This window comes from Hymenobacter rubripertinctus (assembly GCF_003583925.1).
Classification (GTDB): Bacteria; Bacteroidota; Bacteroidia; order Cytophagales; family Hymenobacteraceae; genus Hymenobacter; species Hymenobacter rubripertinctus.
On record NZ_QYCN01000013.1, the window covers coordinates 22,806 to 39,597 of the forward strand.

A 16,792-nucleotide genomic window follows, 5' to 3' on the forward strand; every position below is an offset into this window, starting at 1 on the left:
TCCACATGCCTTGCGGTAAAAAAAGAAAGCGTCATAAGATTGCCACCCATAAGCGGAAGAAGCGTCTGCGCAAGAATCGTCACAAGAAGAAGTAAGCCCCAACGGGGTTTGCTGGCGGCGCTTTTCCTGCGGGAAACGGCAGTCGTCTATCTCTCACTTAGGTTCTCTGAGAGTGGTCAGAAACATGCTTTCCCCGTGGCTTGGAAGGGAAGCCGGCGCTACGTGCGCTGGCTTCCCTTTGCGGGTTTCGGGGGTTCTGTGTTGCTGGCGTCACACTTGCCGGGAGTCTATCTTAACCGCTTAATCCATTGAGTAACGAATTAATCATTAATTCTACTCAGGACGGAGAACGGATTGCCCTGCTACAGGACAAGCGGCTCATCGAATATCATTTCGACCGCAACGACACCGCCTACTCGGTTGGTGACATCTTCCTGGGCACGGTCAAGAAAGTTATGCCCGGTCTGAACGCCGCGTTCATCGACATCGGGTATCAAAAAGACGCCTTTTTGCACTACGGCGACCTGGGGGAGAATTTTCCCTCCCTTGTGAAGTGGGGCAGAGGCGTTCAATCGCAGAAAATAACCGTCGGCCCCCTGAAAACTTTCCAGTTTGACGGGACGCTCGACAAAGTCGGCAAGATCGACGCCACCCTCAAGAAGAGCCAGCAGCTGCTGGTGCAGATTGTGAAGGAGCCGATTTCCACCAAAGGCCCGCGCCTGTCCACCGATATTTCGATGGCCGGCCGTTACCTGGTGCTGGTGCCGTTTTCGAACACCATCAGCGTATCCAAGAAAATTGTCAGCCGCACGGAGCGGGACCGTCTCAAGCGGCTCATCGCCTCCATCAAGCCCGAGAATTTTGGCGTGATTATCCGCACCGTAGCTGAAGGGCGCGAGGTGGCTGAGCTCGACCGGGATATGCAGAACATGGTGGAAAAGTGGAACACGCTGTTCCTGAACTTGAAGGCGGGCAAGCCCAACGACAAGATTCTGGGCGAGCTGGGCCGCACGTCCTCCATGTTGCGCGACATGCTCAACGAGTCGTTCGATGCCATTACCGTGGACTCGCCGGCCATGTACGAGGAGATGCGCAGCTACCTCCAGCAGATTGCGCCCGACAAGCTCGGCCTGCTGAAGCTGCACACCGGCAAGGTGAAAGTGTTCGAGCACTACGGCATTGAAAAGCAGCTAAAAACGCTGTTTGGCAAGGCCGTAACGGTGCCCGGCGGGGGCTACCTCGTCATCGAGCACACCGAAGCCCTGCACGTTGTCGACGTGAACTCGGGCAACAAGAGCAACCAGGAAGGCGACCAGGAGGCCACGGCCCTGCACGTGAACCTCTCGGCTGCCAAGGAAGTAGCCCGCCAGCTCCGGCTGCGCGACATGGGCGGCATCATCGTTGTCGATTTCATTGATATGAAATCGGGCGAGAGCCGCAAGAAGGTGGAAGACGCCGTGCACAGCATCATGAAACATGATAAGGCGCGGTACACGATTCTGCCCATCACCAAGTTTGGCCTGCTTCAGATTACCCGGCAGCGCGTGCGGCCGGCCGAAGCCATTGTAACCGGCGAGGTGTGCCCCACCTGCGGCGGTACGGGCAAGATTTCGGCTTCCATCCTCGTGACGGACGAAATCGACAACAGCATTGACGACCTGCTGGTAGCCCAAAACCAGTCGGGCATTACGCTTTCGGTGCATCCTTTCCTGCACGCTTACTATACCAAAGGGTTGGTAAGCCGCCAGATGAAGTGGTACCTGAAGTATTACAAGTGGGTGAAGGTGATGAAGGACACCAGTCTGGGCCTCACCGAATACCGCATTGAGGACGAGCACGGCGAGGAAATCGAGCTGCACTCGGCCGCCGCGGCCATGAGCCGGTTGCAGGACCGGGAAATAGAAATACTTGACTGACGGATTTTTTCTGCGAGAAAACTCCCCCTGATAGAAGAAAAGCCCGCGCTGCTGTATGCAACGCGGGCTTTTTCGTGGTTGAGCTTCGAGGAACTGCTAGAACTTAATCCCTAAATCCAGCGCAAACTCGCTGTTTTTGAGTTCCGCGTCCTTGATGCCACGGGTATCTGCAAAATACTTGTCGACGTTGAGCAGGCCCCGGTGGTAGCTCACGCCGGCCACCATTTTGGTGCTCTGGCCCAGCTGGTACTCGATGCCGGTGCCGAGCCGCAGGTTGACGTCGGGCACGATAACGTGCTTGATGGCTTTGGTACGGGCGGAGGGAGGGAGGGGGTCGTTGTAGTATTTGTCGCCGTTGATGCGGCCCGCGATGGTGCCGCCCAGTGCCCCGCCCAGCTGAAAGTATACCTTCGTGTCGGTGGCGACGTCGTTGGTGAACAGTTTCACCGTGAGGGGCACCTGTAGGTACTGGAGGCTGATTTTCTGCTCGTAGCGCTTCTGGTTACGCTGGTCGAAGTAGCTCACGTTGCCACCCCGGCCGACCAGCTCCAGGCCGGTGCTGAAGGCGTAGTTCTGGCCGAAGAAGTAATCGACAATAATGCCGCCGCCCAGGCTGAGCTTGGAGTTTTCCGCTTTCAAGTCGTCGCCGCTGGGAGTAGCTGCTCGCAGGTTGGTAACGGAGGGCGAAATTTTCAGGCCGATTTCGACCTGGGCCGATGCTGCCCCGAGGGTGGCACCGCTGAAAAGGAGAACTAGCAGAGCGTTTTTCATGGCAGCTGAAGATTTATGGTGAGAGTAAACACGAAGCCCGGCCGTGGGCCGTGGGGATTTAGCTAATTTTGTTGTGTAAAGATAGAAGCGAGATGCATATTCCTGCCCGTTTGCGTACCCTGTTGGTGGCCGCCGCCGCCACCCTGGGGCTGTTGGCCTGTTCCAAAAGCCCCGAAACCTGCGAGCTGAACCCGGCCGTGGCCAAGGTGAAAGCTCCGGTGCGGCTGGAGCGCCTGGAGAAACCCTTCTTCCAAATCCGCACTACCGCCGACGCCGACCAATTCCTGCGGGAGCACGGTCTGTTCGCGCGGCAGTTTCTGCAAAGCAGCCAGTACCCGGCCGGGGTGCTGCGTACTACGCTGGTACGCCTGGCCACCAACGCCGGGCTGCAAAAACTCGGAGCCCAGGCCGATACGACCTTTACGGCGGCCGGCCTGGAGCAGCAGCTGCACCCGCTGTTCCAGCACCTGCGCTACTATTTTCCCGAGTTTGAGGTGCCGCCCGTGAAAACGTTTGTGAGCGGCCTGAGTCAGGATTTGTTTGTCAACGACAGTCTGCTGGTTGTCAGTACGGATTATTTCGTAGGACCCCAGGCCGTGTACCAGCCCAATGTACCGGCCTATATTCTGCGCCGCTATACCCGGGAGCACCTGCTGCCTACCGTGGCGCTGGCTATCAGCAGCAAGTATAACCAGAAGCAGCTCACCAACCAGACCATGCTCAGCGAGATGGTGCAGTTCGGCAAGGCACTTTACTTTGCCGAGAAACTACTGCCCTGCACCGCCGATTCCCTGCTCATGGGCTATACTGATAAGGAAATGGCCGGGGTATACTTCAACGAGGGGAAAATCTGGGCCCACTTCATCGAGAAGAACCTGCTCTACAACACCGCTTCGTTCACCATTCAGAAATATATCGGGGAGCGGCCCAACATCCCGGAAATCGACAAAACCTGCCCTGGTAGGGTAGGTGCCTGGGTGGGGTGGCAGATTGTGCGCAAGTACATGGCCGAGCACCCGGATGTGACTCTGAAGCAGCTCATGGCCGAAAAAGATGGCCAGAGTATCCTTAACGGTTCCCGCTACCGCCCGAAGGTAAATCGGGGAAAAGGGTAAAGAATTAAGAATTGCAGCGAAAGACCCGATTGGCCACCGGTTAGGAAGTAAGGGCAGAACTGCTCCGTCAGGACAATTCTTGATTCTTAATTTTTAAGGAAAGAATGGATGCACATTGCCGTCTTCAGCCAGTACCACACCAACCCCGACTGTCCGGCAACGAGCCGGCACTACTCGTTGCTGACGCAGCTAGCCGCCGTGCACCGGGTGACGCTCATCAGTACCCGCACCTGGGAGCCGCAGCGCCTGACGCGGGAGTTTGCCTGGGTGCCGGCCGGCGTGGACCTACGGGCCGCTGACATTGCGTATGAGAACCAGATGGGCGTGGCCCGCCGGGCGCTGTCGTTCGGGCAGTACGCAGCGTATGCGCTGCGGGAGGGGTTGCGCATCGATACCCCCGACGTTATCTGGGGCATTAGCACGCCGCTAACGGCCGCCTGGGCCGCCGCGCAGGTAGCCAGGTGGCGGCGGGTACCTTGGGTGTTCGAGGTGCAGGACCTGTGGCCGGCATTTCCGGTGGCCATGGGCGCGGTGCCCAGCCGGCTGGCCCGGCAGGAGCTCTATCGACTCGAAGGCCGGCTTTACCAGCAGGCGCGGGCCATTATGACCCTCTCACCCGACATGACCGAGCATGTGCGGCAGATAGGGCAGGGCCGGCGCTGGCCCTTCGCCCCGGAGAAAGTGCATACCACCCTCAACGGCACCGATTTCGACCTGGCGGCGCGGGCTACTGCGCAAACCGTGACCGCGCTGCGACGGGAGCAGGGGCTGACGGGTAAGCGCGTGGTGCTGTATGCCGGCACCTTCGGGCGGGCCAACGACATTCCATTGCTGCTGGCGGCGGCCGATTTGCTGGCGGCCACGCATCCGGAAGTAGTATGGCTGTTTATGGGGCACGGCTTCTACGCCGAACAGGTGGCGGCCGCAGCCCGGCGGCACTCTTACATCCGGGTGGTGGCGGCCCAGCCCCGCCACGCGGTCTTCACCTGGTTTCGGCTGGCCGATGTAGCGGTGGTGCCATTTCTGGGGCTGCCGGTGCTCGACGCCAACTCGCCGGCCAAATTCTACGACAGCCTGGCCGTGGGCACGCCGGTGGTGGTAACCAACTCCGGCTGGACCCGGGAACTGGTGGAGCGCCACGGCTGCGGCTGGTACTCCCCGGCGGGTAATGCGCCAGCGCTGGCCCAACGCCTAAGCGAACTACTGGCCCAGCCCGAACAGCTCCATCTGGCCGGGCAACGGGGCCAGCAGGTGGCGCAGGCGCAGTTCGACCGGCAACGCATAGGAGCGACCATGCAGCAGATACTGGAGCAAGCCGCACAGGGAGGAAGATGATGCTATAGACTTCTTATAACTACTTATATACTAAGTTGTGCTGTCGGTGCTTGATTTCGAGGCGCTAACGGCCATTTTGGCTTTTTTAGGAGCCGGTGCAGCGTCCTTTACTACCGCCGCGTAGTACTTACACCAGCCAGTGAGCGGGCACGAAGCGCACTTGGGCTGCCGGGCCAGGCAAATATAGCGGCCGTGCAGAATCAGCCAATGGTGGGCCTTCGGAATCAACTCCTCCGGAATATGGCGCACTAATCCCTTTTCCACGGCCAGCGGCGTAGTAGCCGTTTTTGGCACCAGGCCCAGCCGGTGCGACACCCGGAAAACGTGGGTATCCACGGCCATGGCGGGCTGGTTGTAAATGACGGATACTACCACGTTGGCCGTCTTGCGACCCACGCCCGGCAGGCGTTGCAACTCCTCAATGGTGCTGGGTACTTCCCCTCCGAAATCCTGCACCAGCATCCTGCCCAGCCCGGCCAGGTGCTTGGCCTTGTTGTTGGGGTAGGAAATGCTGCGGATAAACGGGAAGATATCTTCCGCCGAAGCGGCCGCCAGGTGGGCCGGGGTTGGGAACTGCTGGAGCAAGGCGGGCATCACCATGTTCACGCGCTTATCGGTGCATTGGGCGCTGAGCACCACGGCCACCAGCAGCTCGTAGGGGTTGGCGTAGGTAAGCTCCGTTTCCGGCTCGGGGAAATTGGTAGTGAAGTAGTCAATAAACAGACGAAACCGCTCAGTTGTACGCATCGTGCAGAGAACAAGACAAGGAAGGAAGGGCCGCCGGGTGCCGGCCGCAAAAATGCCGCGCCGCGAAGGTACCACCTGGGGCACTTCGCGGCGCGGCGTTTGTCAGCTAGTCAGCGTTATTCCTTGCGCAGAAAGGAGCGGGAATAATGCAGAATCGCCTCGGTGGATTTTGCGCTGGGCGTGCGGCGCAAACCGTCGAGGGCACGTTGGGCCAGCAGCAGGTCGGCGCAGGAAGCCGCCAGGTCGGCGTCGTGGAGCAGCGCCTGTTCTACCTCCTGCTGCTCCTTAGCTGGCAATTCGTTGTACACATACCGAAGCAGTGTCTCCTGGGTAAAGATTTTGATCATAGAAAACGGGTTGCGCGGTCATTTTCTTCCGCAGGTTAATTAGCGCGTAACGCATCCGCCCCAGCGCCGTGTTAATACTGACCCCCGTGGCATCGGCAATTTCCTGAAAGTTCATGTCGCCATAATGGCGCATGATCAGGACTTGCTTTTGCTTGGCGGGTAATTCCTGAATCAGTTCCCGAAGCCGCACGTGGGATTTCTCCAGCGTAAATACGTCATCGACTACCTCTTCTGCCACTGACAACGAAGTGAAGGGGTGGGTTGTTGTATCAACGGTCATCAAAGGATTACGTTTCTCTTTCCGAAAGCAGTCGATGGCCATATTATGGGCAATGCGGCAGATCCAGGAGGAAAATTTTCCTTCTTCGTTATAGCGCCCGCTCTTGAGCGTGTGGATCGCCTTGATGAAGGTATCCTGCAACAGGTCATCAGCCACGTGCGCGTCGCGGACGATTAGTTGGATAGTCGTAAATACGCGGGATTTGTGCCGCTCAAGCAGTTGAGCGAAGGCGTTTTCCTGGCCGGCAATATAGAGCGAGATGAGCGCGGAATCGCTCGGCTGCATGGTTTTCATAAAGACTACGAAAAATTAGGGAACGTAGAGCTTTATGCCATAGAGTGCAGTTACCGATGAGAGCTGGAAATCGTGAAGCAGAGATGAAGAACTCACGGAAACCAAATGTAGAGAACCGCCTGTCCATTCACAACGGACATCTCTTAAAAATGCCAAAATTTTTTAGGAGGATAAAGCCCTGTAGTCCGGGTAGCCAATGGCTGGCAGCCAGGAGCGCGCTACCCGCTTACTGGGGCGGGTAAGGGCAGTGGGGGCTCCGTAAGCGCAGGCAGCCGTGCGTTAAGGGCGGAGTTGCTCACTGAGCCGGGTAATCTGGGTGTTGAGCTCCTGGGGTGGAGAAGCGCCGTCGGCCAGGGCTCCGGCCCGCTCGCTGAGCAGGGCACTGAGTTGCTGGAGCAGCTCCAGGCGTTGGGCGGTGCTTTCGAGCAGCGGCACCAGAGCTGCCAGGTTTGCGGCCGTGGGGGCTTGCATAACCACGGTGCTGCCGCCGGTTACCTGTTCATCGTGCTGCTCAATGGCGGCGGGCGTCATCATATCATCCTGATAGATGACCACGTCGCCCTGCAGGTTGATGGCCTTCCCGTTTTCCAGCAACTGGCGGCTGCCACTCTTGTGCACCATAATGCCATCCGGCCGCAACGTAAGCCCGTTGTCGAAGCGGAGCGGCACTGTGAGGGGAAACTGCTGGCCGGCTTGCAGCCGGTAGACTTTGCCTTCGCGGCGGAAGGCCCCATCCTTGAGCTGGATGGCTGCCGGCCCAGGGCTGGTCTGGGCCAGAACCGTGGGGGCGGTGATGAGCAAAGCGGCCGCCAGCAGGAGGCAGCGGGGGAAATCGGAGAGCTGAGCCATAGGAACTGGAAGGTTAGGAGGAGCCGACAACCCCAACGAGCCCGCCGCCTGCCGGGGCGTAACTGGTTCGCAATCTGCTGCCGACGGACTCAAGTATACAGTTTCTGCCAACCACTTGCGCGGGTAAAATGCTATACGCGGGAAAGTAGCTGCCGGGTTGGCGCGGCAGTAGGCGGCCAACCGGGGCGGCCCTACCTTTGCGCGGCCGTTGGTTTTCCGGCCCGTTGCCCTATGTCAGTACCCGCCGCCGAATCTGCCCGGCACGACCCCTACGCCGCGCTGCGAATTCCGGATTTCCGCCGCTATATCTCCGCCCGGATCTGCCTGACCCTGGCCACCCGCATCCAGGGGCTGGTTATCGGCTGGCAGATTTTTGAGCTGACCAACGACCCGCTGGCCCTGGGCCTGATCGGGCTGGCGGAGGCGGTACCCAGCATTGGCGTATCGCTCTACGCCGGCCACCTGGCCGATTCGGTGAAGCGCAAGAACATCATCATGGCCACGGTAGCCAGCTTGCTGGTGTGCGCGGTGGCGTTGGCGCTGCTGGCCACCCCGGCGGGGCTGCGGCTGCTCACCCGAAACGCCCTGGCCACGCTGCCGCTCTACGCGGTGATATTCGGCAGTGGCATTGCCCGCGGGTTTCTGGGGCCGGCCACGTTTTCGTTTATGCCCCAACTGCTGCCCGACCGCCAAAACCTGGCCAACGCCATCACCTGGAACAGTACCACCTGGCAGGCTGCTTCAGTGTTGGGGCCGGCCATCGGCGGGTATCTGATTGCGCATTTAGGCGTGGCTAACGCCTACAGCGTAGCGGCGGTGCTGCTGGGGCTGGCGTTGGTGCAGTTCGCGCGCATTGCCTCCCGGCCTCTACCCGCAATGGAAGGGGAACGGCCCGACCTGAAAACCAGCGTGCTGAGCGGAATCCGCTTTATCTGGAGCAACCAGCTGATTCTGGCGGCCCTTTCGCTGGACCTGTTCGCGGTGCTGTTTGGGGGAGCGGTAGCACTGCTGCCCATTTTCGCGGCGGATATTCTGAAAGTCGGGGCTACCGGGTTCGGCCACCTGGAGGCCGCCCCGGCCGTCGGCTCCGTGTTGATGGCCGTGTCGCTCACCTATTTCCCGCTACGCCGCCACGCCGGCCGCAAGCTGCTGTGGGCCGTGGCCGGGTTCGGAGTGGCCACCATTTTCTTCGCCCTGTCCACCAACTTCTGGCTGTCGCTCTTCCTGCTGTTCCTGACGGGCGTCTTCGATTCCGTATCGGTTATCGTGCGCTCCACGCTGCTGCACACCTTCACGCCCGAGCACATGAAGGGACGGGTGTCGGCCGTGAACAACATCTTCATTGGTTCCTCCAACGAAATCGGCTCCTTTGAATCGGGCACTCTGGCCCGGCTGCTGGGCGTGGTGCCCTCCGTCGTCTTCGGCGGAACGATGACGCTGGTGGTCGTAGCCCTCACGGCCCTGCGCGCCGGTAAGCTGCGCCGCCTGGACATGACGCCGGAGACGCCGGAGACGCCGGAGGGCGCAAGGTGAAAAGGGGAAGTTGATGTTCGAGAGGCCTGACTGCGCCGCTTGCGCAAACACGGCCAACTGAACATCAACTTACCACCTCACCAGCTCGCAAGTCCTTACTGCTGGGGGCAAAGTGGATCGGGCTTTATTTCCAGGATATTGTCGACCAGCAGGGCGGGTGCGGCCGTGCCGGCTGCCGGCTGAACCGTGGCCGACACGCGCAGGAATACGGGTTGGCCGTCCTGGCGCCGGATAGCGGCGTACTGGCGGGCCAGCTCGGCATCCAGGCTGCCCGTGGCCAGCGTGTACCGCGTATCGGTCCCGCACTCCGTGAAGGCCGCCCCCGAATAGAGGCCCGTGAACTCGCGGCGGGTACCCGGTGCATTCAGGTTCCCATCAGACCGGTAGCGCAGGGTATAGCCCCGGTCGCCGGCGGGCATGGGCTGACCGGTGGCATCGAGTAGTTGCAGGGTTTGGTTGGGGGCCACCTGGTAGCTGCGGCCGGGGGCATTGCCGCTGGGAGCCAGCGTGAGCACCTGGCCCCGCACCCGCCACGGGCCGCGCTGGGAACTGGCAGGGTTGGCACGGCCCAGGTAATATTCCTGCAACTCGTAAAGGCTATCGGGCTTCAGCGTGAGGCGGGTGGCAATGCCCTGGCAGTCGGTGCAGGGTATCGTATCGGCGTACACGCCGGCCAGGGCGCGGGTGGCGGCCCCGGTGTCGTGGTCGGCGGCCGCGTTTTCGGGGCCGGTACCGTAGGGCTGTTCGCGGCCCTGGCAGGCGGTCAGCAGCAGTAGCAGGGAAGCAACGGGCAACAGAAGACGAGGCATACACGAGCTGGTTAGCGGAAGAAGCAATACAATTGCTCCTGCTACGCAGGTCCGCGCTACCGGTTCCTACGGCCGAGCTGTCGGCCACCTCCCCGCAGGCGGAAAACCGGCTGCCCGGCCGGCAATAGCCACCACAAAAAAGCCGCGCCACCCATGGGGTGGCGCGGCCGGCAACGGCTGCCTCTGCCAGCTCAGCGGCTGGCTTGGGTTGACTGTACCGATTTTTTAAGGGATTTGCCGGAGGGTTTGGGTTGGGCTTCGACCGCCTGCGAGCCCCCGGTGGTGGGCAGCGGCTGGGGGCGTTCCGTGTTCGTAAAAATCCATTCCCGCACCACCTCCAGCGTTTTGGGCGAGAACGTGGGCTGCTGTTCCCCATCCACCAGCGGCCAGTCCTTCATTTCGGGCTGGAACCAGTGATTGACGCCGGCCAGCCGCGTAGCGTTGACTTTGGCATTCTTCAGCCCTTTTTTGAGGGGGGGCATATTCTGGTGCGCATCCACTTGCAGGTCGTTGGAGCCACTGAGCAGCAGCACCGGGCACTTCACCTCGGGCAGGGCACGGATCGGGTCAAAGTCGAGGAAGTAGCGCGACCAGGGCGAGGTCAGCTGCACGGCCCGGGCCCGGGCCATGTGCGGATCCATATCGGTGCTGTTGAAGCGCAGCGTGGCGGCCACCTTGCCCCGGGCCTGGTTATCGTTGGGCGTCTGGCGGATGATGCGGATCATTTCCCGGTTCATATCCAAGGCGGCCTTCACCTGGGCTGGGTTCGACCCGATCAGGCGCATAATTTCCAGCTGCTGGCGCTGAATCACGTCGCGGCCCGGCACGCCGTAGCCGGCCAGCGACACCACGAAGGCCGGCGTGGCCGGCTCGCGCTGGGCGGCCGCCAGCAGGGCCACATTGGCCCCTTCGCCGTGGCCCAGCAGCCCAATGTAGCGCTGGTCGATGAGCGCACGAGCCCGCAGAAACACCATGGCGGCCTGGGCATCGCCCACCAGGTCGGCGGTGGTGGCGGCCAGGTTGTTGCCCTGCGACTTGCCCACGCCCCGGTCGTCGAAGCGCAGCACGGCAATACCCCGGCGGGTGAGGTGGTCGGCCAGCGAGCCGAACATGCGGTAATCCTGCTGGTCCACGTCGCGGTTGTGGGGGCCGCTGTCGGAGAGCAGCACCACGGCCGGGAAGGGGCCCGGCCCGGCGGGTGTAGTGAGCGTGCCCGCCAGGCGGATATCGGCCTCGTGGTTGGTGAACATCACGTCCTCTTCGCGGTAGGGTGGGGTAAGGCGGGGCTTGCGGGCCACGTCGGTTTTGGGGGCTTCCACGCGCGTGAGCGTGAGCGGGGCCGAGAGGCCGGGCTGCGTCCAGGTACCCTGGAACACGGTACCCCCGTTCTTGATCTTTCCCACGAAGCGGCTGCCGGCCTGCTCGATACTGATGGTGATGTCGGCACCCTTCGCCTGCACCTCGGCGGGCATCCGGCTGATGCGCTGCTGGGGCGCATCGAGGGCCGCGTAGTAGGTGCCATTCGAGAGGGGAACTACCGTGATGATGAGGGTGAGCTGACCGCCGGGCACCTTGAGCGGCCCCGACCACTGGCCGTTGAGGACGGGGCCGCTGCCGGCCGCCACCGCAACGGCGGGCAGCCAGCCGAAAACCCCCAGAACGAGAACTAGAGCGAGTAAGAGTTTCTTCATAAAGTGAAAGTCAACAAGGGTATTTTACCGCCTTTGATGAAGGATGGAATTGAAATTATTAAAATGGACGCACTCTTGCCACCTTAAGTTTCATCCAGTGTTGCAGAAGTTGCTGTATGACAGTGAAACCGCCAAAAAAAACTCCGGGTCCCGTCGTAAACGGGGCCAATGTGTATTGAATTCGGGCTATGTTAGGAGCAACGTGTCCCCGGGCAGCTGGTGCCGGCTGTACCCTCCGGGCATCGGCTCCAACGTTTAAACCCGGCCCGGTTCAGGGGGCGGCTATGTAGGAGAATAGCCGCCTTCCTACTCCCGATTCGCCTTCTGCTGGCCGGGGTGCTTTTTAGCACTATAACCGGGTGCCCCACTATCCACCCAGCCGGCGGCAGGCCCCCGCCAAGCCCCGCCCGGGGGGCCGGCGAGCCTACCAACCGAAAACCGCTCTGCGGCCTCCGGGCAACTTAGTCGCTATAGTTGGCCCCCACCCGCCGCTGCCGGGGCCAGAAAAAGAGGCCCGGCCGCAGGTAGCGGTCGGGCCAGGGTTCCGAACAGGGGGGGCGGGGCCGGACTAGCTGGCCGGGGCCGGAATGGGTTGCACCCTGAGGGTGGGGTTGATGATGTAATCGGCCGCTTTGCTGGCGTCGGTGAGCTGCCAGTAGGCTTCGCCGGTGGCGCAGAGCTGCGCCAGCTGCCGGTAGAGGCCGTTGGCAAACAGAACACGCGCCCGCGTGGCCCCGCTGCGGGTGCTTTCGGCCTCCTTGCGGTCGGTCAGGCTATCTACGAAGGCCGCGTTCTGGGTTTCCACCAGGGTCAGCATTTCTTCGGTGAGGCCCACGCCCGCGTACTCGGGCTGGTACTTGCGGCCCTGCTTCACCAGCATGGTGGCGGCCAGGTGCAGCTTGGGGTCGGAGAGGTTCTCCACGTTGGCCGCTCCAAACCGCTTGTAGCGGGCCGTGCGGGGCGGGTCCTGGGAGCCGATAATCCCCAGGACCTGCTGCATGGCCGTTTCCAGGGCGGTTCGCACGGCTTCTTTCTCGGCTGTCACGGTAGCGCCTTCCTGTTGCAGGACCGTGTCGGGGTCCAGCTCCCCAAACTCCGCAGTATCGTCCTTGAATTTCTGAATCCGGGCCGCCGTAACCCCCCGGGCCGCCAGTTGCACCGCGTCGCGGTCGAGGGCGGGTTGCAGGTCCAGGCTCCGCTGCCAGAGCGCGGCCTGGGTAGAAGGGTACTCGGCAATCGGGGCTTTGTCAAGCATAGGAATAGGGGGTAAGGGGGATAAAGTAGTCCGGGGCCAGCGCGACCCCGGCGGCCGGTAAGCTACTAAATAGCCATCCTCTGCGCAACCACCATCGCCCGTCCGCCGGCCCTCGCCCCCGAAGCCCCCGCCACCGCCCCCGAACTGCCGCCAAGCCCCGCCCCAGCGCGTCCCACCGCCCCCAACGTTCCGGCCCCGGCCCCCAAAGCGCCAGTCACCGTACCCGAAGGGGTTTGCACCGCCTCCGAAAGGCTTTGCACGGCAACCGAAGGTCTTTCAACAGCTGTTGTCAGGGCTGCGGGGGTGGTGGGCGGGACTTCGGGCGCGGCGGCGCGGGTGGCGGCGGGGGCGGGCAGCGCGGCGAGGGGGGCAGACAGGGTGGGGGCGAGAGCGGCCCGGGTTCCGCCCAGCAAAAAGAGGCCTGGCCGCGTCCTTCCTCTGGCGGGAGTTCAGCGCAGCGTAACGCGTACCCAAACATGCCGTGGGAACCGGGGCACCGCTGCCGCGTCAGCAGCAAACCCGCCCGCAAAACGCAAGGGCCGAAACATGCTGTTGCACGGCTCCGGCGTAATTATGGGTTAACGTTTTGGCGCTTGGCGAAGAAGCGGATTTCGAAGTACAAAACTGTCTGCCAGCACTGCATTTGATACGAAGCACAAAGCTTCATTTAACCACTGAACCCGCTTTTTTGCCAAACGCCTGTTAGCGGTTCGGCTTTTTTGTCGTCCATTATTTTTGTCGTTGCAAGTTGATGATTTTGTCATAAACACTTTTTACGTCTTCGATTAATTCAAGTCTTGGTGGTTGGTTTGCTCCTGGCCATTCCATTCCTTGCATCATAGCATATCTAAAGTCGGTCGGTCCAAGAGTTATTGTCCCGCTATTGTCTGCCTTTTGATTAATTGTAACGTCTGAGAGTGTTCTGATATTTAATGATTTTATTTCCATGCTAAATATTCCTGTTTTAATAATAATTCTGTCAGGAGTGATACCGTAAATAGTGTTTGCTCTTTTCTTTGCGTCAAGAAAAAATCGCCCAACTGTAATATAAAGTCCAACCAAAATAAACGGAATTCCAAAAAGAGCAAAAGGAAAAGGTGCTCCAGTCGCCAGAACACTTGTTTCCCAAAATACAGCGAAGCCACCCCAACGCAAACTAAAGGGAATTAAAAAAGCGTCTGAACTTCTAAATACAATTCCTGTCTTTGGTTTTCCTGTCCAGATAAGTTTTTCGTCTGAAATTAAGTTTGATTTTAACTCGTTTTCGATGTCGTAATTTGTCATAAATATTTTGTTGTTGTTTGCTGTATTTTCTTCATAAGGTTACACATAACGGTACGGCTTGGCGATGTGGCGGTATTTGAAAATCGTCAGCCCGTAACCGCAGCTAAATTTATAATTAAAAGTTCATTGTTTATTCTATTGCCAAATTTATAATGTCAAGCTGGAACTAAAGCTGATTAATGAACAAAAAGTTGAGAATATATTCGTCGCCCCGCCATATGGCCAAACCGCCTGTTATGGGCAGTTTTTCTTATTTACAATGTTCATTTATTCGTTCTTTTGCGTATTCTGCTCCGTTGTCAAGTGCTTTTCCCCAATTCTCACAAGCTTTATTTTTGTCCTTCAAATTGAAATATGTGTTACCTAAATTAAAATATGCTTGTTGTTTTTCTTCGGGTTCCAATTTGTCAAGTTTCAAGACTGTTTCATAGTCCGCAATTGCACCTTGGTAATCTTCATTTTCGTCTTTCAGTCCGCCACGATTTATTAAAGCACTAACAAATTTAGGTGCAATTTCTATTGCTTTGTCGTAGTCTTTAAGTGCAGATTTCCAAGTGTAAAGTTCGTTTTTAACTATGGCTCTTGAATAGTATGCGTTTGGGTCTTTCGGGTCAATTTCAATTGTCAAAGTCCAATTAAAAATTGCTCCACTTAAATCTCCTTTGTTATAACATTCAACCCCTTTGTCAAAATAAATGTCTGCCTTTGTTGTGTCCATAATTGGGAACTTTGCTGTTTTTGAATCAGCAAGTCCACCATAAGCATCAATTGTTGCATCGAATTCATATCCACGTTTGTACATATCTAATGCCCAATACAATAAATTGTCAGCAGACATTGGGAATTCATTTGTTTCTCCATTTATTTCCCAAAGATTTTCAAATTTCTTTACTTCTTGAACTGTATATGGATAATGTGTTTTAATAAATTCTCCCAATTTTAATAAGTTCTCCTTTTGGTCTGAAACAAATGTGAAGTCCATTTTTGTCAGAGTGTTGTCTTTAAGTCCATTCTTAACCATACTATTAAAAACGTCTTCTGCTGATACCATTTCCTTTCCAAAACCTTTTACAAAATTGTCCCAAGTAATATATTTATTTTCCATTTTATTTTGTCCGCAAGCAGTTAATGTTGTTAGTAAAAGTAATAAAGTAAATATATCGTTTCTCATTCGTGGTGTCGGCTTTAAAATTGCCCATAACATTTGTATTGCCGCTACTCCTTGTAGCGGCAAGCCGTCCTTAGTACGCAAGATAGTAGCGGCAAGCATACCAACGGTGGGGTGCTTGCCGCTACCCGGTTATGCTGGGCTTGTTGCGCCAAGCAAACGGCCCATCCGCCGCCGCCAGACCGTTATGCCTTCCGAACCGAGCCGAAACTACCGCTGAGTTGACCACGGCTGCTGAAGCTGGTACTACTGCCGGGTCGGTTGCTGCCCGTCGGCTGGGCAAAGGCCCCAGCAGGTCCGGTCCTTCATCAATACGCCCGTACCGGCAGCGAATGCGGGTACGGGCGTACATCAACAGGGCCAGCTAATGGGGCCGAATCAGCGGCTGCTACTTGTTCAGCAGGAAGCCGATGGTGAAGTTGGCGTCCCAGTCGAAGACGAACTGCTGGCAGCCGCTGGCCTGCTGCACGGCCCGGTAAATGGTTTGGCCGGCCTTCGATTTGGCGTTGTCGAGCTGGTAGGCGTCGGGGGCTTTGAGGGTGGTGTAGCGCTCCTTTTCCTGGCGCACTTCCTTGGCCATTTCAAACGGCACCCCGCCCACAATGAAGCAGGTGCCCCGCAAGGCTTCCGGCACCTGGGCCATTTTGGCCTTTACATCGGCGGCCACTACGGCATCGGCGGTGCCGTTCTGGAAGTACTTGGCCCCGTAGGTTTCCACCGATTTGGGCGTACCGCCTTCGAGCCAGGAAATTTTGGTGTTGCCCGAACCGATATCCACCACGAACGATTTGTCGGCGTAGGCGGGGGGCAGCACCGAGCGCAGGGCCAGCATGCCCTCGCGCTCCGGCGTCACGGTGTTCACCACGTAGCCCAACGACTTGAGGGCGCTGATGATTTTCTGGGTGCCGCTGGCCTTCTGGGCGCCCGAGCTCACCACGAACTGGATGTCGCGCCCGGGTACGCCGAAGTCGAGCATCTTGGCAATGTAGTTTTTCAGGCCCGCCCGGATGTCGGCGTCGGAGGCCATGTTCTCAATGGCCAGGCTGGCCCCGAACTCGGCCTTTTCCAGCTTCCAGTTCTTGCGGCCATCCATGCGGACGATGAAGGAATTGAAGCCGCTGGCGCCCAGCTCCACCACGCCCTTGAGCTTCCCATCAACGGGGGCGGGCGGCGAGTAGCTGAACGGGGCCGCGTTGGAACCGGCGGCGGCGGTTGGCGTAGCGGGTTCCGCGCCCGATGCCCCGGGCAGCGTGGCGCTGGTGGGGGCGGTAGCGGCGGCGGGCAGCCGGTCAGCGAGGAAGTAGCGGAAGCCGAAGTAGGCGGCGGCCAGGATGGCCAGCGTGATGATGAGGCGGCCGGCCAGGGTAAGTCGTTGCATAGAAAAGGAAGGTTAAGGAA

At 59.0% G+C, this 16,792-nt stretch carries 15 protein-coding genes; 4 read left to right on the forward strand and 11 right to left on the reverse strand.

The window, feature by feature from the left end; translation table 11 throughout:
- Positions 1-308: 308 nt before the first annotated feature.
- Entirely contained in the window at positions 309-1,916 is a 1,608-nt protein-coding gene (locus D0T11_RS10180; protein WP_182888331.1) for an Rne/Rng family ribonuclease, read from the forward strand.
- 96 nt (positions 1,917-2,012) lie between these two features.
- On the opposite strand, the gene D0T11_RS10185 is transcribed toward D0T11_RS10180, so the two are convergent.
- The gene (locus tag D0T11_RS10185) at positions 2,013-2,687 is read right to left on the reverse strand and encodes a porin family protein (protein WP_119655686.1); all 675 of its coding nucleotides are present in this window, start codon (positions 2,685-2,687) and stop codon (positions 2,013-2,015) included.
- Between the two features lie 110 nt (positions 2,688-2,797).
- Between D0T11_RS10185 and gldB the strand changes: the two genes are divergently transcribed.
- Together gldB and D0T11_RS10195 are read left to right on the forward strand one after the other, a co-directional pair.
- Complete coding sequence (gene gldB, locus D0T11_RS10190) at positions 2,798-3,802, forward strand: gliding motility lipoprotein GldB (RefSeq protein WP_147374605.1); 1,005 nt, start codon at positions 2,798-2,800, stop codon at positions 3,800-3,802.
- A 108-nt stretch (positions 3,803-3,910) separates the two neighbouring features.
- Complete coding sequence (locus D0T11_RS10195) at positions 3,911-5,137, forward strand: glycosyltransferase family 4 protein (RefSeq protein WP_119655688.1); 1,227 nt, start codon at positions 3,911-3,913, stop codon at positions 5,135-5,137.
- Positions 5,138-5,167: 30 nt separating this feature from the next.
- Here D0T11_RS10195 and nth read toward each other — a convergent pair whose 3' ends face one another.
- The 4 genes from nth to D0T11_RS10215 form a co-directional block, all read right to left on the reverse strand.
- A complete protein-coding gene (gene nth / locus D0T11_RS10200; protein WP_119655689.1) occupies positions 5,168-5,884 on the reverse strand; it encodes an endonuclease III in 717 nt (238 codons plus the stop codon).
- Positions 5,885-6,000: 116 nt separating this feature from the next.
- Positions 6,001-6,192 carry a hypothetical protein gene (locus D0T11_RS10205; RefSeq protein ID WP_245990730.1) on the reverse strand — a complete coding sequence of 64 codons (192 nt, stop codon included), beginning with the start codon at positions 6,190-6,192 and terminating at the stop codon, positions 6,001-6,003.
- Positions 6,170-6,805: an RNA polymerase sigma factor gene (locus D0T11_RS10210; RefSeq protein WP_119655691.1), complete on the reverse strand. Its 636-nt coding sequence runs from the start codon at positions 6,803-6,805 to the stop codon at positions 6,170-6,172. Before D0T11_RS10210 ends, D0T11_RS10205 begins: the two co-directional genes overlap by 23 nt.
- 279 nt (positions 6,806-7,084) lie before the next feature.
- Complete coding sequence (locus D0T11_RS10215) at positions 7,085-7,654, reverse strand: DUF6799 domain-containing protein (RefSeq protein ID WP_119655692.1); 570 nt, start codon at positions 7,652-7,654, stop codon at positions 7,085-7,087.
- A 231-nt stretch (positions 7,655-7,885) separates the two neighbouring features.
- Here D0T11_RS10215 and D0T11_RS10220 point away from each other — a divergent pair, with 231 nt between their 5' ends.
- Positions 7,886-9,187 carry an MFS transporter gene (locus D0T11_RS10220; RefSeq protein ID WP_119655693.1) on the forward strand — a complete coding sequence of 434 codons (1,302 nt, stop codon included), beginning with the start codon at positions 7,886-7,888 and terminating at the stop codon, positions 9,185-9,187.
- A 95-nt stretch (positions 9,188-9,282) separates the two neighbouring features.
- Here the strand turns inward: D0T11_RS10220 and D0T11_RS10225 are convergent, their stop codons facing one another.
- The 6 genes from D0T11_RS10225 to D0T11_RS10250 all read right to left on the reverse strand — a co-directional run bounded on the left by D0T11_RS10225 (position 9,283) and on the right by D0T11_RS10250 (position 16,772).
- Entirely contained in the window at positions 9,283-9,996 is a 714-nt protein-coding gene (locus D0T11_RS10225) for a copper resistance protein NlpE (protein ID WP_119655694.1), read from the reverse strand.
- Between the two features lie 191 nt (positions 9,997-10,187).
- Positions 10,188-11,687 carry an alpha/beta hydrolase family protein gene (locus D0T11_RS10230; protein ID WP_119655695.1) on the reverse strand — a complete coding sequence of 500 codons (1,500 nt, stop codon included), beginning with the start codon at positions 11,685-11,687 and terminating at the stop codon, positions 10,188-10,190.
- Between the two features lie 568 nt (positions 11,688-12,255).
- On the reverse strand, positions 12,256-12,942 hold the full coding sequence (locus D0T11_RS10235; RefSeq protein ID WP_119655696.1) for a hypothetical protein: 687 nt from the start codon (positions 12,940-12,942) through the stop codon (positions 12,256-12,258).
- Positions 12,943-13,671: 729 nt separating this feature from the next.
- On the reverse strand, positions 13,672-14,226 hold the full coding sequence (locus tag D0T11_RS10240) for a PH domain-containing protein (RefSeq protein WP_119655697.1): 555 nt from the start codon (positions 14,224-14,226) through the stop codon (positions 13,672-13,674).
- 250 nt (positions 14,227-14,476) lie between these two features.
- Entirely contained in the window at positions 14,477-15,496 is a 1,020-nt protein-coding gene (locus tag D0T11_RS10245) for a tetratricopeptide repeat protein (RefSeq protein WP_220473719.1), read from the reverse strand.
- A gap of 286 nt (positions 15,497-15,782) precedes the next feature.
- Positions 15,783-16,772 carry a hypothetical protein gene (locus D0T11_RS10250; RefSeq protein WP_119655699.1) on the reverse strand — a complete coding sequence of 330 codons (990 nt, stop codon included), beginning with the start codon at positions 16,770-16,772 and terminating at the stop codon, positions 15,783-15,785.
- Positions 16,773-16,792: the final 20 nt, after the last annotated feature.